The 24,228-nt window shown below is 68.6% G+C and carries 18 protein-coding genes; 2 read left to right on the forward strand and 16 right to left on the reverse strand.

The annotated features are described in order from the left end of the window. Positions 1-44 precede the first annotated feature (44 nt). The 12 genes from NM2_RS06060 to NM2_RS06115 all read right to left on the reverse strand — a co-directional run bounded on the left by NM2_RS06060 (position 45) and on the right by NM2_RS06115 (position 14,405). On the reverse strand, positions 45-989 hold the full coding sequence (locus NM2_RS06060) for an ABC transporter permease (protein WP_157120901.1): 945 nt from the start codon (positions 987-989) through the stop codon (positions 45-47). After that, on the reverse strand, positions 986-2,137 hold the full coding sequence (locus NM2_RS06065; protein ID WP_067664936.1) for an ABC transporter permease: 1,152 nt from the start codon (positions 2,135-2,137) through the stop codon (positions 986-988). The genes NM2_RS06060 and NM2_RS06065 overlap by 4 nt, the downstream gene beginning before the upstream one ends. Next, complete coding sequence (locus tag NM2_RS06070) at positions 2,134-3,651, reverse strand: ABC transporter ATP-binding protein (RefSeq protein WP_067664939.1); 1,518 nt, start codon at positions 3,649-3,651, stop codon at positions 2,134-2,136. Before NM2_RS06070 ends, NM2_RS06065 begins: the two co-directional genes overlap by 4 nt. 7 nt (positions 3,652-3,658) lie before the next feature. Beyond that, positions 3,659-4,687: a BMP family ABC transporter substrate-binding protein gene (locus NM2_RS06075; RefSeq protein ID WP_067664942.1), complete on the reverse strand. Its 1,029-nt coding sequence runs from the start codon at positions 4,685-4,687 to the stop codon at positions 3,659-3,661. Between the two features lie 18 nt (positions 4,688-4,705). Then, entirely contained in the window at positions 4,706-5,536 is an 831-nt protein-coding gene (locus tag NM2_RS06080; RefSeq protein WP_169816107.1) for a nitroreductase family protein, read from the reverse strand. 43 nt (positions 5,537-5,579) lie between these two features. Then, complete coding sequence (locus tag NM2_RS06085; RefSeq protein WP_084530517.1) at positions 5,580-6,767, reverse strand: questin oxidase family protein; 1,188 nt, start codon at positions 6,765-6,767, stop codon at positions 5,580-5,582. A gap of 3 nt (positions 6,768-6,770) precedes the next feature. Then, positions 6,771-8,018 (reverse strand): MFS transporter, encoded by a 1,248-nt coding sequence (locus NM2_RS06090; protein ID WP_067664945.1) that lies wholly within the window; start codon positions 8,016-8,018, stop codon positions 6,771-6,773. Continuing rightward, the gene (locus tag NM2_RS06095) at positions 8,018-8,248 is read right to left on the reverse strand and encodes a tautomerase family protein (RefSeq protein WP_067664948.1); all 231 of its coding nucleotides are present in this window, start codon (positions 8,246-8,248) and stop codon (positions 8,018-8,020) included. The genes NM2_RS06090 and NM2_RS06095 overlap by 1 nt, the downstream gene beginning before the upstream one ends. Further along, positions 8,235-11,966 (reverse strand): amino acid adenylation domain-containing protein, encoded by a 3,732-nt coding sequence (locus tag NM2_RS06100; protein ID WP_157120902.1) that lies wholly within the window; start codon positions 11,964-11,966, stop codon positions 8,235-8,237. The genes NM2_RS06095 and NM2_RS06100 overlap by 14 nt, the downstream gene beginning before the upstream one ends. 87 nt (positions 11,967-12,053) lie before the next feature. Then, a complete protein-coding gene (gene upp, locus NM2_RS06105) occupies positions 12,054-12,758 on the reverse strand; it encodes a uracil phosphoribosyltransferase (protein WP_067664954.1) in 705 nt (234 codons plus the stop codon). Next, positions 12,755-13,456, reverse strand: coding sequence for an HAD family hydrolase (locus NM2_RS06110; protein WP_084530518.1), 702 nt, complete (start codon positions 13,454-13,456; stop codon positions 12,755-12,757). Before NM2_RS06110 ends, upp begins: the two co-directional genes overlap by 4 nt. Further along, positions 13,446-14,405, reverse strand: coding sequence for a pseudouridine-5'-phosphate glycosidase (locus tag NM2_RS06115; RefSeq protein ID WP_218025859.1), 960 nt, complete (start codon positions 14,403-14,405; stop codon positions 13,446-13,448). The genes NM2_RS06110 and NM2_RS06115 overlap by 11 nt, the downstream gene beginning before the upstream one ends. Before the next feature lie 208 nt (positions 14,406-14,613). Between NM2_RS06115 and NM2_RS06120 the strand changes: the two genes are divergently transcribed. After that, the gene (locus NM2_RS06120; RefSeq protein ID WP_067664960.1) at positions 14,614-15,810 is read left to right on the forward strand and encodes an acyl-CoA dehydrogenase family protein; all 1,197 of its coding nucleotides are present in this window, start codon (positions 14,614-14,616) and stop codon (positions 15,808-15,810) included. Between the two features lie 12 nt (positions 15,811-15,822). Here the strand turns inward: NM2_RS06120 and NM2_RS06125 are convergent, their stop codons facing one another. Continuing rightward, entirely contained in the window at positions 15,823-16,650 is an 828-nt protein-coding gene (locus tag NM2_RS06125; protein WP_067664964.1) for a mycofactocin-coupled SDR family oxidoreductase, read from the reverse strand. Between the two features lie 198 nt (positions 16,651-16,848). Here NM2_RS06125 and NM2_RS06130 point away from each other — a divergent pair, with 198 nt between their 5' ends. After that, on the forward strand, positions 16,849-18,087 hold the full coding sequence (locus tag NM2_RS06130) for a cytochrome P450 family protein (RefSeq protein ID WP_067664967.1): 1,239 nt from the start codon (positions 16,849-16,851) through the stop codon (positions 18,085-18,087). A 307-nt stretch (positions 18,088-18,394) separates the two neighbouring features. Here NM2_RS06130 and NM2_RS06140 read toward each other — a convergent pair whose 3' ends face one another. The 3 genes from NM2_RS06140 to NM2_RS06150 all read right to left on the reverse strand — a co-directional run bounded on the left by NM2_RS06140 (position 18,395) and on the right by NM2_RS06150 (position 24,038). Further along, on the reverse strand, positions 18,395-19,924 hold the full coding sequence (locus tag NM2_RS06140; RefSeq protein WP_169816108.1) for a cellulase family glycosylhydrolase: 1,530 nt from the start codon (positions 19,922-19,924) through the stop codon (positions 18,395-18,397). A 40-nt stretch (positions 19,925-19,964) separates the two neighbouring features. Further along, the gene (locus tag NM2_RS06145) at positions 19,965-20,597 is read right to left on the reverse strand and encodes a TetR/AcrR family transcriptional regulator (protein WP_067664976.1); all 633 of its coding nucleotides are present in this window, start codon (positions 20,595-20,597) and stop codon (positions 19,965-19,967) included. 264 nt (positions 20,598-20,861) lie between these two features. Further along, positions 20,862-24,038, reverse strand: coding sequence for an acetyl-CoA carboxylase family protein (locus tag NM2_RS06150; protein ID WP_067664979.1), 3,177 nt, complete (start codon positions 24,036-24,038; stop codon positions 20,862-20,864). Positions 24,039-24,228: the final 190 nt, after the last annotated feature.

A 24,228-nucleotide genomic window follows, 5' to 3' on the forward strand; every position in this document is an offset into this window, starting at 1 on the left:
GGACGGCTCGACCGGTCCGGCTCCGATACGCCGCGTCACCGTGATCACGTAGCGCGCCGACCATGGCGGTCAGGACTCGGTGGGTGGTCCGCAGGTCGGCGTCGGAGGTGTCGGCCAGAGCGGATCAGTACGGCGATCATGGCCAGATACGGTGCGGCGTCGGATAATTGCATCGGCAGGCCGATGGTTTGCAGGCGGAAGCCGACGGCCTGGGCGTAGGCGTAGACGACGAGGGTCAGCAGCAGGACGCGCAGGCGGCCGTTGGCGATCAGCAGGACCAGGACGACGACCCAGCCTCGGCCGGCCGACATGTTCTCGGTGAACAGAGCCACCGCGCCCAGCGACAATTCGGCTCCGGCCAGGCCGCCGAGCAGTCCCGCGACGAGCAGGGCCGCGAAGCGGTAGCGGTCGGGGCGGATGCCGAGTGATTCCGCGGCGCCGGCGTCGGCGCCCACTCCACGCAATCGCATGCCGGGCACGGTGTGCCGCAGGAATCCGTGCACGGCCGGAACCACAAGTATCGCAAAGCATCCCAGCGGACTCAGGGCGGCGAGCGTAGGACCGATCCAGGGTAGCGACACCCCGGCGAACCAGTGCGGCAGCCGGGCCAGATCCGGGCGCTGGTAGGTGCCCCGGACGTGGAACATCGCCTGCAGCAGGAAGGTGGTCAGCCCGGACACCACGATATTCAGCGCGGTGCCCAGGACGAGCGGATCGCCGCGACGCCGGACCGACCCGACCGCGAGCGCGAAGGTGACCAGCACCCCGGCCACCGCCGCCGTGAGCACTCCGATCAGCGCACTGCCGGACCACGCGCTACCCGCCACCGCGGCGAAGCAGCCGGTGAGCAGCACGCCTTCCAGCGCGACATTGAACACCCCGGCCCGCTGACAGATCAGCCCGCCCAGGCCGAGCAGCACCAGCGGCACCAGTCCGCGCACCACCGCGGCCAGGACCGCGGACGACAGGAGCATCCCCGGGACGTTCACGATTCCACCTCGCCGACCGGCTTCCTGGCCCGGCTCAGCCGTGGCCGCCAGGTGGTGAGCCGCATCGAGACCAGGAAGACGACCAGCGCCTGCACCACGGTCGACACATACGACGACAGGCCGTAATCGCGCTCCACCTCCTGCCCGCCCACGCCGATCGCGGTGAACAGGAAGCCGACCACCACGACGGCGACAGAACTGTTGCGCGCCAACATCACCACCAGCAGCGCCGTGATCGGATAGCCGGTTCCGTCCAGACCGCCATCGATCAACCGATAGTGCGCACCCAGCACCACCAGCGCGCCCATCACCCCGGCGATCGCACCGCCGAGCGCCAGCGCCAGCACGATCGCGCGGCCGGTGCGGATGCCGACCGCGCCGGCCATGCGCGGATTGAGCCCGATCAGCCCGGTCTCGAACCCCAGTGCCGAGCGTCGCTCGATCACCAGGACCGCGGCCAGGATCAGCACCACAACGAGCAGCGACCAATTCAGCTCGGAACCGAACAGTGTGAGCAGATTCCGTTGTCCGAAAACCGAATTCAAGAACCGTCCCAGCTCAGAATGCGCCGGGGCGAGCGCGGGAATCCGGCGAGCGACGGAGATCGGCCGGGATGCTTCCAGATCGGAGGACGGGTCCTTCAACCACGTCGTGATCAGGTACGAGGTGAGCGACAGGGCCGGATAGTTCAGCAGCAGCGAGGTCGCGAACACCGGTGCGGACAACCCGGTGAACAGCACCGCGGGCACCGACGCCAGCAGTGCGCCCGCCGCCGTCGCCGCGAGCAACGCGAGCGGCACGACCACCCAGCCGGGTCCGGGACAGTACAGCGCCACCACCGCACCCGCCGCGCCGCCGAGAACGAACTGCCCGCTCGCCCCCAGATTGAACTGGCCCGCCCGGAACGCGAACGACAATCCCAGGCTCAGCCCGACCACCACGACGGTCCGCTGCACCGTGGTCACCAGGCCGGGGCCGACCAGCGCACCCTGAAACATGCTGCGGTACACCGCGATCGGATCATGACCGGTGAGAGCGAACAGGGCAGCGGTCACCGCGACGGTCAGCGCCACGACCATCCCCCGGTCCGCGACGGTCGCCCCCGAACCCCTGAGCCGCCGCACCACACCCGTCTCCGTGACGGTCATATCGGCTCCGCCGCGATCGCGGCGCCCGCCATCAGCGCGCCGATGCGCTCGGGATCGGCTTCGGCGGCGGCGAATTCGCCGACGACGCGCCCGTCGGTGAGCACGAGGATCCGATCGGCAAGGGCGAGCAGTTCACTCAGCTCACTCGAGATCAGCAGCACCGCTCCCCCTTCGGACCGATACTCGTCGAGTTGCCGGTACACGTACTCGATCGCGCCCAGATCGATTCCGCGCGTGGGCTGTTCGGCGAGCAGGAACGGTGCGCGATGCGCCAGCTCCCGCGCCACCACCAGCTTCTGCACGTTGCCCCCGGACAGTCCGCGCACCGCCGCGGCCGGGTCGGCGACTCGAATTCCGAAGCGCGCGACGAGTTCTCGCGCATGCTCGCGCATGGCCCGCGGACTCACCAGGCCGTGTGCGCCCAGCGGTGCGCGACGATGGAATCCGGCGGCCAGATTGCTGATCACGCTCGCGTCCAGGGCGACTCCCGCGCTTTTGCGGTCCTCGGGGATATGGGTCAGTCCGGCATCGCGCCGACGGGCGTTGTCCCAGGTGGTGACGTCGTGAGAGCCGAGAGTGACCGTGCCGGAATCCGGCACCCGCGCTCCGGCGACGATCGCGGCCAGCGTCTCCTGGCCGTTGCCCGCCACACCCGCGACCCCGACTATCTCCCCCGCGCGCACGGTCAGCGACACCCCGGCCAGCGCGGCCCGTCCGGCGCCCGTGGTGACCACGTGCTCGACGGTAAGCACCGGATCGCCAGGCGGTCGGTCGGCGCGGCGAGGCCGCAGATCGACCTCGCGTCCGGTCAGATGCCGGGCCAGTTCCGCGGGCGTGGTCGCGGCGACCTCGGCGTCGAACACCCGCCGCCCGTCCCGCAGCACCACGACTTCGTCTGCGACAGCGGCGATTTCGTCCAGTTTGTGGGTGATCAGCAGGACCCCGTGTCCCTGGTCGGCCAGCGTGCGCAGCACCCGGAACAACGCGCGCGTCTCCGGGGGCGTCAGCACGCCGGTGGGCTCGTCCAGGATGAGCAGTTCGGCTCGGCGGTACAGCGCCTTCAGGATCTCCACCCGCTGCAGCACCCCGACCGGTAGGGCGCCGACCGGTTCGTCCAGTGGCACGTCCAGGCCGTACTCCCCTGCCAAGGCCGTCACTCGACGTGCCGCGGCCCGCCGGTCGAGCACTCCCCATCGCCCGGGCTCCGCGCCGTACACCACGTTCTCCAGCACCGACATGTCCGCGAACAGCTGAAAATGCTGGAACACCATGCCCAGTCCGTGTGCGATGGCGTCGGCCGGCGACCGGAGCCGCACCTCGCGTCCATCGATCAGGATGCGCCCCGAGTCGGGCCGGTGCAGCCCGTACAGGATCGAGACCAGCGTCGACTTGCCCGCGCCGTTCTCACCGATCAGCCCGAGTATCCGGCCGCCGCGCACGGTCAGTGAGATCGCGTCGTCGGCCAGGACCGGACCGAACCGTTTGGTGATCGCGTCCAGCTTCAGCGTGTGCATCGCGAATTCACTTGTCCGCGTGCGGAATCGCGATCCGGCCCGCGATGATGTCCGCGCGCGCCTTGCGCACCTGCGCCAGCACGTCCGGGTACTGCAGAATCGCGCAACCGCTCGCGGCCGCCTCGGAGGTCAGGCTCGTAATGGTGGAGCCGTCCTCGGCCAGCCCGAACGCGGTCGAGGAGCCGCCGGGTTCGCCCTGGTGGATCTGGGTCAGCAGATCGAGTATCACCTTGTCGACCCGTTTGATCGCATTGTCCACCACCACCCCCGGCTGCTCCGGGCACTGGTCGACGTCGACGCCGTAGGCCAGCACACGACTCTGCGCGGCCGCCTCGAACACGCCACCGTTGCCGCCGCCGGTCACTCCGTAGATCTGATCGACGCCGGACTGAACGGCGGTGAGCGCCAACTCCTTCGAGCGCGCCGGGTCGCCGACGGCATTGTCGCCGCCGACGAACAGCTGCGTATCGGTCACCCGCGGATTCACGCTGCGCGCCCCCAGCGCGAAGGCGTCGGACCACCGATGGAAGAACGCGGAATCCCGCGCGGCCACCGTGCCGATGTGCCCGCTGCGATCCAGCAGGCCCGCCTCCACACCCAGCAGATAGGACGGTTCGTACTCCTTGAACGTGCCGCACCGCAGATTGGCCGGGATCTTGTTCGGGCACGCGTCCACCAGCACGAACTGCTGATCGGGATATCTGTCGGCGAATTCGCTGACCAGATCGTTGAATTCGTAGGTGATCAGCACGACGGCGGTCGGATGCCGCTGCACCGCGGCGTCCAGATTCGAGCGGCGGGACTGCTCGTCGGTGCTCTCGTAGGTGCGCGCGGTCGCCCCCAGTGTCCGTGCCGCCTGTTCGGTGCCGGTCTTGCCCAGTTGCAGGAACTTGTTCTGCCCGATGGGTGCGTCGGTGATGTAGATGATCTCGTCGCCCGAGCCGCCGGCCTCGGTGCCGCAGCCCGCGATCCCGGCGAGCAGGAGCGCGGCCACGACGACCGCGACGGTCCGGGCGATGGGGCTGATTGTGTGCATCGGAGTTCTCCTGTGGCCTTATCTGAGCTCGAAACCCTGGCGGTGGAAGGTGTTTCGGATCCCCTGACGTCCGTGCAGGCTCTCCTTGGTCGAGATCCGGCCCGCCAGCCGGTTCTTCACCCAGTCCTCGGGCAGTTCCTGGTCGCGGTAGTAGCCGTTGATGCGGTCGAGGTAGTCGGCGACATCGGCCTCGGCGGGCGGGGCGTAGACATTGCGGTGCACCACGACGTTCTGCCCGTACCGCGGTTTGACATCGGCCGGGTCCGCCGGATCGGGGATGCCGACGGCCAGCCCGTACACCGGGAAGGTCCACTCCGGTAGGCGCAGCAGTTCGATCACCTCGTCGATGTTGTTGCGCAGCGCGCCCACGAAAGTGATTCCGTAGCCCAGTGATTCGGCCGCGACAGCGGCGTTCTGCGCGGACAGGGTGACATCGACGATGCTGGAAATCGCGCTGTCGAGATATCCGGTGGCCTCGATACTGTGTCCGTGTTCGCGCGCGAGCGCGATATTGCGCGACCAGTCGGCCACCCACACCAGGAATACCGCCGCGTCGACGATCAGCTGCTGATTACCGGCCAGTTCCGCCAGCCGGGCCCGCACCGCCGGATCGTCGATCACCACCACGCTGGTGAACTGGAAGTTGGCCGAAGTCGAGGCCGATTGCGCCGCCGCGAGGATCAGCGCCAATTCGTTCTCGCCGATCACTCCGGGCAGGAAGTGCCGGACCGTCCGGTGCCGCAACAGCACCTCGAGCGTGGCGTTGTCCACCGTCCCCGCGCGCGGGGCGTCGGGGCCGTAGCGTTTGTCGAGCTGCCGCTGCAGATCGGTCGAGATCACCTCGGTCACGGGTATTTCCTGTTCCTCGGGTCGGATTGCGGTGGGGACGCGGTCATTCGGTGGGCGGTTCGGCGAAACTCGGTGGCAGTTCGGGGGTCCGGGTGAACTGTCCGGCCGCATGCCGGTAGGCGCTCCAGCCCAGTTCGTTCCACCACTGCCGGAGTACGAAGACCAGCTTGGGATTGTGTTCCTCTTCTTCGAGCCAGGAACGTCGGGCGATGACGTCGAATTCGGCTGCGGCGGAATCCGAGTGGTCCCGGCCGTTCGCCGGGTACAGCTCGGCGAGTGCGCGAAGTTTCTCCGGCCGTGGGATCTTGCGCTCGGCCGCGAGGATGATCCGCGCACCGGCCCAGTACAGATCGTAGAGCCGCGTGGTGGCCTGTTCGGAGTCCAGCGTCCGGGCCACGGCCTCGACGGCGAACAGGGAGGTGATCAGGTGCAGCACCACGAAGTCGCCGGGTTCGGCCAGATACAGCAGGGTGATCGCGCGGCGGACCTCCGCTCGCCGCGCATCGGGAGAAAGCGCTGCCGCCCAAGGTGATTCAGCGGCCAGCTCCCCGATACCGCTGTGCGCGACGGCCGCGACCCGGGCCTGCAGTCCGGAGCGCTCGAGTTCGGGATGCAGCCGGGTCACCGAGTCGGTGTCCGAGATGACGGCCCGGACCGTGTCGCCGAAGGCGGCGTCCTCGGCCCAACCGCGACTCAACTCCAGCAGTGACGCCCACGGCCCCGCCGCTGACGACCCCGCCGGACGCCGCTGCTCGTCGACCGCCGGAACGAACGAGAAGGCGAGGTAGGCAAGCGCTTCCGCGATCATGCCGGGATGTTCGGCCCACACCGCCCAGCCCAGGTGGATCGCGGCGTGGGTGAACGCCCCGATCCAGCCGCGCAGCAGTTCCGGCGCGTAGTGAGCCACCGCGGCGGCGGTGCCGAGCCGCGCGATCTCCGCGTCGAAGAATCCGCAGTATGCCGCGAAATGCACACGCTGCCCGAGGAACTCGCGCCAATTGCCCGAATCGATCACCCCGGGCGAGGAGCGCGCGGGCTCGAGCGGGAAGCCGTACGCGGTCAGCCGCGCGTAGTTCTTGTAGTAGTCGCGGATGAGGGCCTCGGGCGCGCCGAGTTCGGCCAGTGCAACCACCGCGTGTTTGACGTGGTTGGTGAGATGTCCGTTGAATTCGATGTGATGACCGCGGTCGTCGAGTAGATCCGCGACGCTCGCCACGATATCGCCAGGCACGGGTCACCGCCTCTCTGTCTGATCGTCCGGAACGTTCTGCGCCGCCGTATTCGAACCCGAGTCCGCCGCAGTGCTTTCCGGCGCTCGACCGCAGGCGGCCCCGGCGAACGTCTGCAGCACCGCGATCGCCAGCAGCACGCCCAGCGGCACACTCCAGCCGTCGGCGAATCGCCGGATCAGGCCGACCGCGTACGGACCGACCGCGGCGATCAGATATCCGACGCCCTGTACGGCACTGGAGAATTCGATCGGTCGAGGCGTGCTGCCCGCTCGCACCGTCACGACCGCCAGCGCCAGGGAGAACACCGACAGTCCCACACCGAGAACCAGCGACCACAGCAGCGGCGCGGCCGCGGGCGCGACCAGGAATCCCAGTACTCCCGCCACCGTGCACAGGCTGAATCCGGCCAGCCAGCGCGCGGGATGCGCCGAGGCGGCGACCAGCGGCGGCACCAGCAGGCTGATCGGCACCCCCAGACAGGTGAGCAAGCCCAGATATCCGCCCGCCGCGCCCGCGCTCACTCCGGCGTCCTCGAGCACCGAGGGCAGCCAGCCGATCACCACGAAGGCCACCATCGCCTGCAATCCGAAGAACAGCGCCAGCCCCGCACTGCGGGTCCGGCGCAGGACGGCGATCGGATTGCCCTCTCGCCGAATACCTTTCGGTCGGCTGTCCACCCGGCCGAGTCCGGTGCGCCACAGCGCGGCCACGGCCGCCACCGCGAGCACCGCCCACAGCGTCAGCGCCCACCGCCAGCCGCCCAGCGCATGCGTCAGCGGGACCACGGCGGCGAATCCGATCGCAGCACCCGCTTGCAGGGCCGTGGTGAACGTCGCCACCAGAATCCCCGTCCGACCGCTGCCGCGCACCACGACCGGCAGCAGGACCGCCAGCAGCCCGACCCCGATCGCGGCGACGAAGGTGCCCGCCACGAAGATCGCCAGATCCGCCCACGGCCGCACCACCAGCCCGAACCCGATCAGCGCGAGGGACGCGAACAGGCCGTTGCGCACCGACGTCCGGGACAGCACGAGCGGTGCGAGCAGACTCGTGATCGCGAAGGCGAAAACCGGTGCGGCGGTGATGATTCCCGCCGCCCGGGTGCCCGCGCCGTACTGTGTCGTCACGGTGTCGAGCACCGGCCCCACCGCGGTGATGCCCGGTCGCAGATTCAACGCGGCCACGGCGACGACGACCACCAGCGCCGCGAATGTCACCGGCCGCGCGATGCCGGAGTCCGGAGCCGCCATCAGTAGTCCGGCGACCGCAGCGGCGCGGCGCCGTCCGCCCGGTCGGTGATCAGGGGCCGGTAGATGCGCTCGGCCCAGTCGTCCGGATCGACCGGCTCCAGACCGATCGAGACCGCACCCGCGCGGACCTCGAACGCCCGGGTCACCGCCGCGACGATGTCCTGTTCGAGCCGCTGTCTGACCGGCTCGGCCAATTCGGCTGGGAAATGCGAGATCTCAACGTGCGGCATCGGTCATCAACTCCTGGCTCATCCGGTGTTCCAGAACCGCGGCGGCGATGTCCAGCGCACCCGCGGTCACGATCTCGTAGTGGCGATAGGGCAGATTGCCCACCGGCCGGACCCGCTCACGCAGCGGCACGACCGGGATGTCGGCGAAACTCGGGCCGTCACCGCGCGCCCGCAGAAAGACGCTGTGGTCCAGCAGATCCGGATCGATGCCACTGGGTTCGGTCCGGAACCGGTAGGTGTGCTCGACCACCGCGACGATCCGTTCGGCCATCTCGCGCCCGAACCCGGGAACCCGCGCGGTGATCAGATCGAGGAACTGCTCGCGCGTGCCGACCGCGTGGTCCAGTTCGGTCCCGAACAACGGATCGATCCGGCCGGTGAACACCGAGGCCAGCACCCGCTTGAAATATCCCGCGGCATAGTCGACCGCACCGTTGTCGGGCAGTCCGGGCAGCACCGGCGAGCCGGGGGCGATCAGGACCAGTACCTCGACCGGACGTCCGGCCGCGCGCAGGCGTTGCGCCACCTCCGCGGCGATCCGCGCCCCGAAGGAATAGCCGACCAGCCGCAGCGGTCCGTTCGGCAGGATCCGTCGCACTTCGTCCAGATCGTCGGCGATCAGAGCGGCGAGGCGATGGTGCGGGACCTCACCGGCGTTCAGGCCGCGGGCCTGCATTCCGTACACGGTGTGGCCGTCCTGGGCCAGTTCACCGGCCAGGGCGCGCAGGCTCATGGGATACCCGCCCAGTCCGGGCCACAGGATGGTCGCGGGCCCGGCACCCGTTCCGGCAAGCGGCAGCAGCCGATCCGCCTGCGGCGACACGGATTCCGCTGTGGCGGAAGCCAATTCGGCGAGGGTCGAATGCCGGAACAGGGACTGCACCGCAAGGGTGATCTCCAGCCGTTCGGCCAGCAGCCGGATCAGGCGCAGCGCCGACATCGAATTGCCGCCCTGGGCGAAGAAGTCGTCACCGCGATAGACCGGCTCGTAGCCGAGCACCTCCGACCACACCCGAGCCACGGCACGCTCCCGTTCGGAAGCGGGCGGATCGACCGGACGTTCGGCGGCGGCGAGTTCGGCCGCCAACCGAGACAGCTCGGCGCGATCCTGTTTTCCGTTCCGCGACAACGGGATACGGTCCACGAGATGTATCGTCGCCGGAACCATGGCCGACGGCAGTACCGCCCGCAGATCGTCGGCGAGCAGTTCCTCCGGCCCGCGCATGTGCACGGTGTCCTCGGTCATTCCCGTCGCGGCGAGCTGCTCGGCGGAGACCGGACCGGCCAGCGCGAGATAACTCAGCGACCGCAGGCCCAGGATGTCGTCCAGCCGCCGCGCCGAAGGCAGGTCCCGACCGGTCAGGGACGCGTAACCCGCCGACATGAAACCCAGCTCGGCCCGGCTGCCCAGCTGCTGCAACTGCGCCAGCGCCCGGCCGAGTGCGGTGAATCCCGCCCACCCGGCCTGCGGGGTCGTGGTGAGCAGGACCGCGAAGCCGGAATCGTCGTAACTGCGCTGATTGATCGCCACGACGTGGCGGCGCTCGATCTTCTGCTCGGTGACGAAACTCGCTCCCGCGCCGGTGAATCGGTAGATGCCGTGCCGGTCCCGGCTGCGCTCGCCGTGTACCTGCACCCATGCGGTGACGGGTGGATCGGGTTGCGGTTCGGCCACGTCACCGAACCGCACCGACGCGGTCACCACTCCCTCGGTGACACCGGAGACCTGTTCCACGGCAACCGAACTCACCGGCCAGCCCGATTCGGCCGCCACCTCCTCCAGCATCCCGAGCAGATGCCCGGCCTCGAACTGCAGCACCTCCCGGACGTTGGTGGTGTAGACCGATTCGATCACCCGCGGCAGGCCGACCAGATGCAGCCGGGTATCGGTCCGAGCGGTGTCCGCCACCCGATACAGCGCGTGCCGCAGCGGATGGAAGTAGTAGACCCCGGCCGCGATGCCGCTCAGCCCGCCGGTCTCGAGATAGATCTGCGTGGCGTTCAACGCGCCCGGCGAGGCGTAGGAGTATTTGGGCAGCAACCGATCCGGGCTGTGGAACGGCCCGAACCAGCGCAGTAACCGCCCCAGCCCGTCGAGGTCGGGAACCTGCGCGCCGCGCGCCGGTCGAATCGCACGCCACCGGTACAGCAGCGCCTCGATGCGGTTCAGCGATGTGGGCGCGGTGTCGAAGGTGCGATAGGTCTTGCGGGCGAACACTCTTCGCCGCTGCTCGGCGGTCGGCTCGGCGCCCGGCAGCGCGATACCCGGCTCCGCGCCGACCGGGCGGATCCCCAGATCCGACAATTGCGCCGTCACCTGGGTGCGAGTCGATTTGGACCGGTGGTGGCGACCGGCGAAACCCTCGTCCATCAGCGGCGCCTGCTCCGGATCTAGTTCGACGAATCCGGCCAGCTGCGTCGCGCCGCGGGCGCTCTGCCAGGGCACCACCGCCGCCGCGCGGACCCAGTGATGCGATTCGATCCAGAATCGGACCTCGTTCGTCTCGATGCGGTGACCGTTGACCTTGACCTGATCGTCGGTGCGACCCAGGAACTCGAGGTCCCCGTCGGCGTTGTAGCGCACGAGATCCCCGGTGCGGTACCAGCGTTCGGATCCGCGCCGGACGAATCGCTCGGCGGTCGCCTCGGGACGATCGCGATATCCGTCGGCCAGCTGAATCCCGCCGATCAGCAGCTCACCCTCGGCCGCCGGATCACCCGCAGCGTCGAGCACGAGCAGGCGGCACCCGTCCACGGGTCGCCCGATCGGAACCACCGCGGTCCGCGCCGGATCGACACCGGTGAAATCGAACCAGGTCGCGTTGATGGTGGTTTCGGTCGGGCCGTACAGATTGACCGCTCGCGCCTGCGGGAACGCCGCCCGCATCCGGCGGGCCACCGCACCCGGCAACGCCTCACCGCCGCTGACGATCGTGCGCAGCGAGCCGAGCGACGCGGGAGCGCGCAGGCCGGATAGTTCGGACCAGACCGTGGGCACACACTGCAAGATCGTTATGTTCTCTCGCGCAACGTATTCCAGAATCGACTCCGGCCGAGCATGGGTGCCCGCGGGCGCTATCACCACCGTCGCGCCCACGGCGTTGGCGAGCAGCTCCCATTGCGCGGCATCGAAACTCACCGGCGTCTTGAGCAGCACTCGCGCACCGGGACCGAGCCCGAGTTCGGCGCGCAGCCAGCAGAGCTGGTGGGCGATGGCCCGATGCGGTACGACGACACCCTTGGGCGAGCCGGTCGTCCCGGAGGTGTAGATGGAATAGGCCGGACCGGAGTCGTCGGCCGAATACCCCTGTGCCGATGCGGGTTCCGCGTGCGCGGCATCCACGCGCAGGGTGTTCGACCGCTGCGGCAGGATCCGCCTCGCCTGTTCGTCGGTCGCGGCGTCGGTGAGCACCAGCGCCACATCGGCATCGGTGGCCATGTACGCCAGCCGCTCGGCCGGATAGTCCACCGCCAGCGGCAGATACGCGGCTCCGGCACGCAGAATCGCCCATACCGCGACGACCAACCGCACCGAGGGCGCAAGCAGCACGCCGACCGTGTCGCCCGGTCGGACCCCGGCCGCGCGCAGCGACGCGGCCACGGCGGCCGAGCGCGCCGCCAGCTCCCGATAATCGAGGGTATCCCGATCATCGACGCAGGCAACGGCATCCGGCGTCGCGCCGAGACGTTCGACGAAGAGATCGACGAGATTGTCCACGGTATGCACGCTTCCCCTCAGGCAGTGTCGATGGCGTCCGATGCGGGCCCACGTGGTTACGCGGGCTGCCGCCTCCGGCCGGTTCGGTCAGGCGGTTGCGACGGTGCCGTGATATCGGTCGCCGAAATCGCCGATGCCCGGCTGCATGAACGCCTGGTCGGTCAGGGTCCGGTCGATGTGCGAGGTGACGATCCGGATGTCCGGACGCCGCGTCAACACCGTGGCCAGCGCTTCGGGGCAGGTCAGCACATTGACCACGACGATGTCCGACTCCTCCACCCCGGCGGCGACCAGCTCGTTGATCGCGGTCAGCAGTGTGCCGCCGGTGGCGATGGTCGGGTCCAGCAGCAGCACCTGTCGGCCCGCGATATCCGGCGGCAGCTTGCGGTACAGCAGCGTGGGCTTCTTGGTGACCGGGTCACGCTGAATCAGGATCTTGCCGAACCGGGCGTCGGGCCGTATTTCGCGCAGCCCGATCTCGAGGGCGTCCCCGGCCCGGGGAATCGTCACCGCGTGCAGCTCCGGCTGTACCGGCCGAACACCCTCGAAGACGAATCCGGTGGGTGTGGGCACCGCATGGGGTTGGTGATCCAGATGGGACAGCGCGTTTTCCAGCAGCAGGCGGATGATCCGCCCGGTGGCGCGAACGAACTGCTCCTGCCCGGCGGCGGCGTCACGCGCCTGGGTGTGCAGGGCGATCAGACCGGGCGTGGCGGGCAGGACGAACACGGAGGTGCCCAGGTACCGGTCGAGATCGACCGGTCCGATGTCCGGACGGGTCCAGGTGGTCATGGCCTGGCTCGCTTTCGATTTCGGATGAGTAGGGTGTCGACCACGTCGTCGAAGGTATGTGCCACGTGATCCGGTGCGGCGGAAGCGATCTGGTGGGTGGAACAGACCCCGTAGGTCACCCCGACGGTGAAAGCGCCCAGTGCGTCGCCCAATTCGATATCGGACGCGGTGTCGCCGACCACCGCGCCCGCGGGCCCGGCCTCGGCCAGTCCGAGCGTGGTCAGCGCCAGATCTCCGCTCGCACGATGGGGTTTGGGATATTCGACGTCATCGGCGCCGACCACGGCGGCGAAGGCGTCGCGGATGCCCGCGGATTCCAAGATCAGCTCCGCGCTGGCGTGTTTCTTGCTGGTCACCACCGCCAGCGCCAGATCGGCGTCGGCGAGGCGGCCCAGTCCGCCGAGCACACCGGCGAACAGCAGATCGGCCGCCTTGGGCACGATCAGTTCGCGGTACCGGGTCAGGTACTCCTCCGAAACCAATTGCGCGATAACGGAATCTGTCGACGACCCGGACAGTCCGGCGGCCATCTCGAGCAGCGGCCGGCCGACCAGGCGACGCGCCGCGGCCACGCCCGGATCGACACCGGTGACGGCCTCGACCGCCGAGGCGAACTGTTCGGCGATAGCGCCGGGTGTGTCCAGCAGAGTGCCGTCCAGATCGAACAGCACTGCGGAAGAAGGTGTTTCAGCGGACACCGGGAACTCCTCTCACGAGAGCGGCACGGGCGGATTCGATTTCGGCGGCGGCCGCGGCCGTGCTGATCAGCACCGCGCGGTTCGCCGCGGCGGCCTCACCGCCGGTCGCCTCGTCGACCGCGCGAAGCACGAAGGTCGTCACGGCCGGGCCGGTGACCCGTTCGCGCTCGGCTCGGGCCAGCGCCTGCCCGATCGCGGCCTCGATCCGGTCGCCGTCCAGGGCGTCGGCCTCCGGAATCGGATGGGTCACCAGCACGGATCCCGATCCGCCGAACTCCAGGTGCAGCCCGGCCACCTCGGCGATCTCCCGCGCCGAGTCCAGACGCACCTGAGTGCGAAAACCGCTGTCACGGCAGTAGAACGCCGGGAATTCGCCGGATCGGTAACCGATCACCGGGGTGCCCTGGGTCTCCAGGAATTCCAGGGTCAGCCCCGCGTCGAGGATCTTCTTGACCCCCGCGCACACCACGATCAGCCGGGTGCGCGCCAATTCGGTCAGATCCGCGGAGATGTCGAAGGTGGTCTGCGCACCGCGGTGCACACCGCCGAGCCCGGCCGAGGCGACCGTCGCGATCCCGGATCGATCGGCGATCGCCATGGTCGCGGAGATCGATGTCGCGCCGAGTGCGCCACCGGCCAGCGCCACCGCGATATCCCGGCTGGTCACCTTGGCCGCGCCCCTTCCGGCGGTGGCCAGGGCTTCTAGTTCGCTTGGGCCGCAACCGATCAGGAATTGCCCGTCGGCGATGGCGATGGTGGCGGGAACTGCCCCGCCGGCACGCACGGCCTGCTCCACCTCGCGTGCCACGGCGAGGTTGCCGGGCGGCGGGAAGCCGTGGGCGACCACATTCGATTCCAGGGCCACCACGGGCAGACCCCGGATCAGCGCGTCGCGGACCTCGTCGGCGAAGCGGAACAACGGTGATTCGACAGCAGCGATATCCGGCACGTTGATGACGTCCTTCGCAGCGGTGAGCGGGGTTCTGCGACCCCCTGTGCGCCTCTCATGGTGTGCCGCGCGGCTGCCCGGTCCCACCTTTGCGACCACCGTGAACATATTTCTTGTCGCAAAATGTCTGGCCCAGTAGATCTTTCGTGGGGGTATCGGGCCCGCGCCGATTCCCGCCGTTGCGCTACGCACCTGATCGGAGAGGCCGATGACCGCTGTCGACGAACTGCCCGCCCGGTTGACGGCGATCGCCGCCGTGACGCGAGATCTGGCCGAGGAGTCGGCGATTCGCGACGCCGAGCACATCCTGCCGACCGAGCAACTGCGGCAACTGCTCGACGCCGGAGTCGGGGCGCTGCGGGTGCCGGTGGAGTTCGGCGGCTCCGGCGCGCCGGTACGGGTGCTCGCCGAGGTCCTGATCGATATCGCCGCCGGTGACTCCAATCTGGCCCAGATCTTCCGCGGCCACCTCGGACTCACCGAGATCCTGCGTTTCGCTCCCCCGGGCCCGGCGCGTGAGACGCTGCTGCACGCCGCGGCGGCGGGCCGGTTCTTCGGACCGGCCGGGGCCGAGCTGAACACCACGAACCTGTCGGCGCTGAGCACCGGTCTGCGCCGATCCGGCGACCACTACCTGCTCTCGGGCCGCAAGTACTACACGACCGGCAGTCTGTACGCGAACTGGCTCAATGTCCTGGTCCGCGAGAACGGCGAATTCGTCTCCGCGATCGTGCCGCGCGAGGCCCCCGGCATCACGATCGTCGACGACTGGGACGGCTTCGGCCAGCGCCTGACCGCCAGCGGCACGGCCGTCTTCGACGAGGTGCGGGTGGAGCCGGAATACGTTCTGCACCACCATAATCCGCTTACCAACGACTACATGGAGGCGTTCTACCAGTTCGTCCACTCGGCCACCCAGGCAGGCATCACCCGGGCCGCCGCCGACGATCTGGCCACCCTGGTGCGGGGCCGCACCCGTTCCTATCCCCTGGCCTCCACGCCCGACGCGGCCGGTGATCCGCAGGTGCTGCAGATCGTCGGGGAGGTGTGGAGCAAGGCGTACACCGCCCGTGCCAATGTTCTGCTCCTGGCCGACGCACTCGACGAATTCCACGCCGCCCCTTCGGCGCAGCAGGCGCAGCGCATTCTGCTGGATTCGGCCGCGACCCAGGTCGTCAATACCGAACTCGCCGGTGCGGCGATCTGGCAGCTGTTCGACGCGGGCAGCGCCAGTGCCGTGAAATCCGGTCTCGCCCTGGATCGGCACTGGCGCAACGCCCGCACGGTGTCCTCACACAATCCGTCCGTCTACAAGGCCGCGCTGATCGGTGATCACACCGTCAACGGCACCGCGCCTCGCAGCTTCCTCAACAGCGCGGCGCAGGACACCGAACCTCGAACGTGAACCGCTCGTCGATCACAACGCACCACCGGCATCGATCAATTGTGTTGTGCCGGTGATGAATTTCGCGTCGTCGGACACCAGGTGCAGCACCGTGGCGGTGATGTCCTCGGGCTCGAGCGCCGCGACCGGCAGCCGGTTCAGGGTGCGCGCGGCCTCTTCGAAATCGGCCCGGCCCGGATTCTCCAGATCCGGCCGGAACAGGCGATAGGTGGCGTCGTTCAGGATCATCTCCGTGGCCACGGTGGTCGGGTGCACGGTGTTCACCCGGATATTGTGCGGCGCAAGCTCTTTCGCCACCACCTTCATCAACATGACCTGCCCGGCCTTCGATGCCGAGTAATGGGCCATGTTCTCGTTCGCGTGCACCGCCGCCAGCGAACTCGTGATCACCACCGCACCGCCGCGGCCACCGTCGATGACGTGCGGAACCGAGGCCCTCAACGACTTCCAGACCCCGGTCAGGTTGATATCGATCATGTCCTGCCAGGTCTCCTCGCTCATTTCCAGCGTCGAGGCCGGACTCGAGATACCCGCGTTGGCCACGACGATGTCCAGGCGCCCGAACGCGCTCACCCCCTCCCGGACCGTCTCCGCCAGGGCCGCATAGTCGCGGACATCGGCGTCGCGAGCCACGATCCGACGTCCGGTGGCCTGCACCGCACGCACCGTTTCGGCGAGGTCCTCGGCGCTGGACAGCGGATACGGAACGGTATCCACCGGTCTGGTCGTATCGACTGCTATTATGTCCGCGCCCTCACGGGCGAAACGAATTGCGTGACTGCGTCCTTGGCCCCTCCCCGCCCCCGTGATGAACGCTACCTTGCCGTCGAGTTTGCCCATGACGATCCACCTCCGCACGACGTGTTCATGGTTGCCGACAAGGTTCAACGGTATGGCATGTCTAGACCTGACGTCGAGACATGCCACGCTGGCCGGGCTCACCACCGGGTAGCGGGCTATGCTGAGGCCACTGTCGGCCGAAGGGGCACAGAGCCCGACGAGCTGCGAAGATACCGAGCGATCTCTGGAGCAACACCCTTGTCCACACCCACGGATCCCGCGCAGCGGTCCGCTCCGCCTACGCATTTCGACGACCAGCGGGTGAGTCTGCATTCCGAGGAGTTCAGCGCCGATCCGCACAGCGCGTATCGCGAAATGCGCAGTCGTTACGGCTCCCTGGTCCCCGCGGAACTGGCTCCGGGCATCCCGGCGACACTGGTCGTCGGCTATCGCGCCGCACTGCGAATTCTCAACGATCCGGAGCACTTTCCGTCCGATCCCCGGATCTGGCAGCAGAGTGTTCCGAAGGATTGCCCGGTACTTCCGGTACTGCAATATCGCCCCAGCCCACCTCGCACCGCCGGCGCCGAACATGCGCGCTACCGCAGCGCCACCACCCTCGCCCTGGACGCGGTGAATGTCAACGCGCTGCACGGTTTCGTTGAGCGAACGGCGATCTCGCTGGTCAACTCGTTCTGTGCGGCGGGGTCGGCCGATCTGGTCAGTCAGTACGCCACGCCGCTGTCCTTCGAGATCATCAACAAACTGCTGGGCTGCCCTCCGGAGATCAGCGCCAAGGCGGCCGCGGCCACCGCCTCGGTCTTCGACGGCGTCGATGCCGAAGAAGCGAATCGGCGCTTCGACGAGGCGGTTCTGGAACTGGTGCATTTCAAGCAGAATCACCCCGGCGACGACATCACCACCCGACTGATGCAGCACCCCGCGCGATTCGACGAAAACGAAATGGTGCAGCAGGTGCTATCGATCTACGGCGTGGGCATGGGTCCACTGCCGAGCCTGGTGATCAACGCGCTGCGACTTATCATGACCGACAACAGATTCGCCGACGGACTGCTCGGCGGCGCCCTGCTGACCCGGGACGCCCTCGATCAGGTCCTGTTCGAAGATCCGCCGCTGCCCAACGCCAGCATCACCTATCCACGGCATCCCATCCTCATCGATGGCGTCTGGCTGCCCGCGCATCAGCCGGTGGTGATCAGCCTGGCCGGTTGCAACAACGATCCGGACATCGGCGGGGGCTACCACACCGGAAACCGCGCGCACCTGGCCTGGGGTGTGGGCCCGCACAGCTGCCCCGCCCGGCACATCGCCTACCCGATCGCCCAGGCCGCGATCGACCAACTCCTGGACGCCCTGCCCGAGATCCGGCTCGCGGTTCCGGTCGACGCGCTGACCTGGCGTCCGGGGCCACTGCATCGGACGCTCGTCGACCTTCCGGTGACCTTCCCCGCGTGCTCGCCGATGTATCTGCCCTGACTTGGGCCCGACCGAATTATGATGCGCTGCAAAGCTTTCCGGCAAGCGGCAGCTCATCGGCGCAACCGCACGGTCAAGGTCGGTAAACTCCCGGCCATGAGCGATGCGGTGGCCATGGTGGCGGTGCCCGGGACACTGTGCTCCCCGACGGTGTTCGACCTGCTGGCAGAGGGGTTGGCGGGTCGGCCGCGCGTGGATCCATATTCGTGGCTGACCGAGCGAGGATCCGGCCGCCGTAGCCGATGCCGTTCGCGCGCTGGTCACCAGAATCTGAAACCGCCACGCGCGGTGAGGATTTCAGCGGTGATCAGCGTCGCGTGATGGTCACCGAAACATCATGTGCCGCACCGGGAGTGGATACGACCTTCACGATCCGCGCTCCGGGCGCGGAGACCACGGTTCCCCCGTCCACCCGCACGTTATATCCGAGCGGATAGTGCCGGGCGGGCACGAAGATCTCCGTCCGCGCGCCGGACGCGAGGTGCGCCCCGGCCGCGGCAGCGGTCGAATAGGTCAGGGTCATCGTCGAAGTGGCGCGGTCGAAGTGGTATTTCGACGGCGTGCCCGCGACCGCGCGTGCCCACGGCGCGGCCAGTGCGTCGAGTTTGGCCTGTTTGGCGTTGGCCTGAGAGGCGGGTTTGCTCTCGTCGATCAGCAGGCCCTGGTTGTCCGAGTTCGCCGGGTCCTGTGGGTGATAGACGTAGTACGCCCAATAGGTCCACGACCAGAAGTGCTCATCGGCCAGATCGACGAGCCGGGCGTTGTCGGTGTTCACGTCGCTCGCGCCGAATTCGGACAGGAATCCCGGTCCGCCGATGCGATCGGCCAGCGCGGCGTTGACGGCGACGGCCGGATTCTCCTGTGGCGGGCAGACCACGTCGAAACCCGGCGGGGTGGGCGCACCGACGATTCCCGCACCCAGCACCGGAAAGCAGTAGATGTGGAAGTTGTATCCCACCGCCGAATCCGGCAGTGCTGGAAGAGCCGTGCTGCCATCGGCGTTCGGATCGGATTCGGGGAAGATGACGTGCGTGTCACCGGTGCCGCGGATCGCCGCGATCACCCGCCGATAGAACTGCGCCAGCGCACCCCGTTCGAACTCCGCGCACGAGGCCACGAACGGCTGACACGAGTAGCCGCTGCCGGAATACGGCTCGTTGAACGGGTCCAGTCCCACGATGTTCGCCCCGCCCGGGCCGGCGTTCAGCATCCGGATCACGTGCTGCCACAGGTGGATGAAATGGGTTTGGATGCCGATTCCGTCGGCGGCGGGCTTGTCGTTCCAGAATGCCTGGAAGTCGTCTTGCGCATTGTGCGGATCCGCACCGAGGGTGGCCCATTGCGGCGCACCGTCACCGCTGTTGCTGCCGAGCTGGGAAAACCCCGCCGAGCGACTCCAGCCGTCCTGATGGAAATCGACGAGCGTGCGAATGCCGTGCGCGGCGAGCAGATCGTTGAGCGCGACGATCCGCCGGATGTAGACGTCGTCGTACACGCCGGGCCGCGGTTCCGCCGCCTCCCAGATGAAACCGATTCGGGCAGCGTCGAACCCCTCGCTCGCCAGCAGCGCGGCGTCCTGCTGACCGAAGTTGGCCGGATAGTAGGGCGCGGTCTTGCGCACGAGATTCACCCCGTGCACCGAGATGACCCGGCCCTGATCGTCGACCAGCCACTTACCCGCCCGAGCAGGCGGCCGCGCAGCTTCGGCCGACGCGCTAGGCGGCACGCTCGCCACTGCCAGGACCATCAGCAACAGCGCGACCACCCAGGGGCGGCGCAGCCACCTCCGGGCCGGACCGGGTCTTCCGCCGCCATGGCGAAAGTCGTTGAATCGCATACGTTCTCCTTTTCTCGATGCGATCACGGGAGGCCGTGCTTCAGGAATGCGGCCCCCGGCGGTCCGAGCGCCGGACGCACCCGAGGATGCGGGCCGCGGCCCGATCCCACTCGGCAACCAGATCGATGTCATCGGGACAACGCAGCCACTGCTCTTCCAGCCCGGTCATGGTGGCGATGAGGTGGCGCGCAACGGATCTCGGATCATCCGGCAATCCGAGCCCCTCGACCATCCGGGTGAACGCGTCGAGCACCCGCGCCTCACGATCGCGAAAGTACTCGTAGGCCGGATGTTCCCGATACAGCGATTCACTCCGCAACATCGTGTGCAGCCGAACGATCTCGGGCTGAGCCTCGTTGCGCGCCACGACAGTACACAGCGCCCGCCGCGCATCCACCACGGTCGGCACCCTCCCGAGCTCGTGCTCGAGTTGCTCGATGACCGCCTCGGAATCGCGCCGATCACGCTCTTCCAACAACGCGATCAGCAACTTCTCCTTCGTCCCCACGTGATGCAGCACCCCCGCCACGGTCAGCCCACACCCATCGGCCAACTCCTGAACACTGAACCCGTAATACCCCCGCCGCCCGATGATCCGAATAGCCTCCCCCAAAATCTGCCCCCGCCGATCCCCCCGCCGCACCCGCCCAACCACACCCGCGGTCCCACTCATCCCGCATCCCTCCGCTACTTACTAAGTACTTAGTAGGTAGCGATCGTAGACGCTCTCCCGCTGTGTGAGAAGACCCGAACGAGATGCCGTTCACACTCGATACGGCCGGCCCGCCGACCATCAGCCCCCGAAATGAGTCACCAGATTTACCGACTCGTCATTCCATATCTCGTTGCCCGGTCATCCACCGTCGAAGATGGCAGACCAGGTCAGCGGCGGCAATCCTGGGGCATGTTCCAGTACGGCCTCGCTGGGCCCGAGAGCTCAGCGGAGGGTGGCTATCCAGCGGCGGGTGTCGGCGGGGTCGATGACGTCGTCGAGTTCGCCTACGGTGGCCGCGGTGAGGGCTTTGCCGCTTTCGTAGGCGGCGGCTACAAGGTGGTCGAAGGCGGATCGGCGGGCTTCGGGGTCTTCGATGGCGGCCAGTTCCTTGGCGAAGCCGAGGCGGACCGCGCCTTCCAGGCCCATGCCGCCGATTTCGCCTGTGGGCCAGGAGACCACGAAGCGGGGGGAACGGAAGGAGCCTGCGGCCATGGCTTGTGCGCCGAGGCCGTAGCCCTTGCGGATGATGACGGTGCCGAAGGGGACGGTGAGTGCGGCCGAATCGATGAACAGGCGGCTGAAGCGGGTGACGGTGGCGTCCTTCTCGGCCTCGGGACCGACCATGAATCCCGGTGTGTCGCAGAGGGATACGATCGGCAGGCGGTGGGATTGGCATAGGCGCAGGAATGCCCCGAGCTTGTCGGCGGCCGGTGCGTCGATCGCGCCGCCGAGGTGGTGACAGTCGTTGGCGATCAGGCCGAAGGGGCGTCCCTCGAAGCGAACCAGGGCGGTGACCACGCCCACGCCCCAGTCGCGACGCAGTTCGAGCACCGAACCGCAGTCGGCGACGGCATCGATCGCGGTACGAATGTCGAAGGCCCGCAATCGATCCTGCGGGACGATATGCCGCGCCGACCGCGGATCGGGCGCCTCCCAATCGGCCACGGCCCCTTGGAAATACGCCAGATACCGCCGGGCCAGATCGACCGCCTCGGCCTCGTCGGCGGCGGCCAGGTGCACGACCCCGTTGCGACGCTGCACCTCGATCGGACCGATGTCCTCCGGCGCGTACACCCCGAGCCCGCCGCCCTCGATCATGGCGGGCCCGCCCATGCCGATATTGGCGTCGGGGGTGGCGATCACAACATCGCACATCCCCAGCAGCGCGGCGTTTCCGGCGAAACAGCGTCCGGACACGATGCCGATCAGCGGAACCTTCCCGGACAGCTCACCCATCACGCGGAACGTGGTGACGTCCAGCATCGAGATGCCGCCGTGGTCGGTGTCGCCGGGCCGCCCGCCGCCGCCCTCGGTGAAGAACACCACCGGCACGCGCTGTTCGTGCGCGAGATGCAGCATGCGGTCGGTCTTGGCGTGATTGCGCACGCCCTGGGTTCCCGCCAGCACCGTGTAGTCGTAGGACATCACCACCACCCGTGCCCGATCCGCGCCGAACCGGGCCGCGCCGACGGTCGCGACCCCGGCGGCGAGGCCGTCGGCCGGGGTATTGGCGATCAGGTCCTCGGCACTGCGCCGGGCCCGCTGCGCGGCGACGGTGAGCGCGCCGTACTCCACGAAACTGTCCGCGTCCACCAGATCGGCGATGTTCTCCCGCGCCGTGCGCCGCCCGAGCCGGTGCCGCTTTGCCACGGCCGCGGAACGCTGTGCGTCGCCGGTGTTCTCGTGCCGGGCCCGCACCTCGGCGAGATCGGCCCGCTCGGCGTCCAGATCCACCACCGCGGCCGCGAGGTCCTCGCCGTCGTGATCGGCCTCGGTCCAGCTCAGCAGCATCGCGTGCGGATCGACGACGTCACCAGGCGCGACCAGCCGCCGCAGTACCCGCAGCGAGGTGTCCGCGCGAACCACGTGCTGCATCTTCATCGCCTCCAGCACGGCCACTTCCGCACCGGCGGGCAGTACCGAACCGGGCGCGGCCAGGCTCACCACGGTCGCGCCCATCGGACTGCGCAGCGCCTGCTCGTCCTCGTCCAGCGCGACCTCCGCCGCGGTCGTCACCTCCGCAGACGCCTGCGGCTGCGGCGCGTAATCGGCTGCGCGGGAAAGTAATCGGTCGACACTCTGCTCGAACCACGAGGTGTCCACCGGCTCGGTACGCGGCAGCTCGTCCAGTGCGGCGCGCAACACCGTGGCATTGGTGTCCACACCGGCGATGGTCGTCTCCGCGAGCGCGTCCGAACACCGTTGCAGCGCAGCAGGGTACGACGAACCCCGGGCAATGATCTTGGCCAGCAGCGAATCGAACCGCGCGCTGTGGCGCGTCCCCGCACACGCCGCGGTGTCCACCCGCACCCCCGCGCCGGTGGGCGCGCCGAACTGGGTCAGTATTCCGGTGCTCGGCAGCAGATCACCACTGGCACCGATGATTTCGGCATTCACGCGGGCCTGCACCGCGAATCCGCGCGGCCCGCCCTCGGGCAACTCGAGATCGGCGAGCGTCTGCCCGAGCGCGAGCCGGAACCCGATCGCGACCAGATCGACCCCGCTCACCTCCTCGGTGACCGTATGTTCCACCTGCAGACGCGGATTCACCTCGAGGAACCACGCATCCGCGCCGCGCACCAGGAATTCGACCGTGATCACCCCGCGGCACCGCACCGATTCCGCGATCGCCACCGCATCTCGGTGCAGTCGTTCCCGCAGCGCCCCGGGCAGATTCGGCGCGGGCGCCACCTCGAGCAGCTTCTGCCGACGCCGCTGCACACTGCAGTCCCGGTCGCCGAGCGCGACCGCGCGCTGACCGTCGGCGACAATCTGCACTTCCACGTGCCGCACACCGGACACCAGCGCCTCGGCATAGACGGCCTCGTCACCGAATCCGGCCAGCGCCTCCGCGCGGCACCGTTGGTACGCCTCGGCGAGCTCGCCGGGATCGCGCACCGCACGCATGCCGCGCCCGCCGCCGCCCGCGACCGCCTTGATCATCACCCCGTCCGGATGGTTCGCCAGCAGCGCGGCGATACCGTCGAGCCCGGCCTCGGCGGAGGTGGCGGCCAGTACGGCCGTTCCGGTCGCCTCCGCCGCCGCCCGCGCGGCGACCTTGTCCCCGAAGATCCGCAACACCTCCGGCGAGGGCCCCACGAAGACGAGTCCGGCCGCAGCGCACGCGGCCGCGAAATCGGCGCTCTCACTGAGGAATCCGTATCCGGGATGAACCAGCGCCCCGGTCTCCGCACGGCTCGCCGCCGACACCACCGCGGCGATGTCCAGATATGCCGCGGCGCCGCTGCCGGGCAGGGCGACCGCCTCGTCTGCGAGTCGCGCGGGCAGTCCCGCGGACTCCTCGGCGGTGTGCATCACCAGCGTCGAATATCCGCACTCGCGGGCGGTCCGCACGATCCGAACCGCGACCTCGCCCCTGTTGGCCACTGCAACACGCATGCCCCCAGCCTCGCATCCCCCGCCGAACCGCCACCGAGGGTCCCCCGATCATCACGCCACCGGCACCTGCCCCGCCCGGAACGACACTGCGAACATCTCCCCCTGGCAACCGTGCCGGGTGTTCACCCATCGACACCCGGCACGGCCCGATGACATCCAGCCTGTCTCGTTGCCATCGAATCCCATTATC

The organism is Nocardia miyunensis NBRC 108239 (assembly GCF_001613065.1).
GTDB classification, from domain to species: domain Bacteria; phylum Actinomycetota; class Actinomycetes; order Mycobacteriales; family Mycobacteriaceae; genus Nocardia; species Nocardia miyunensis.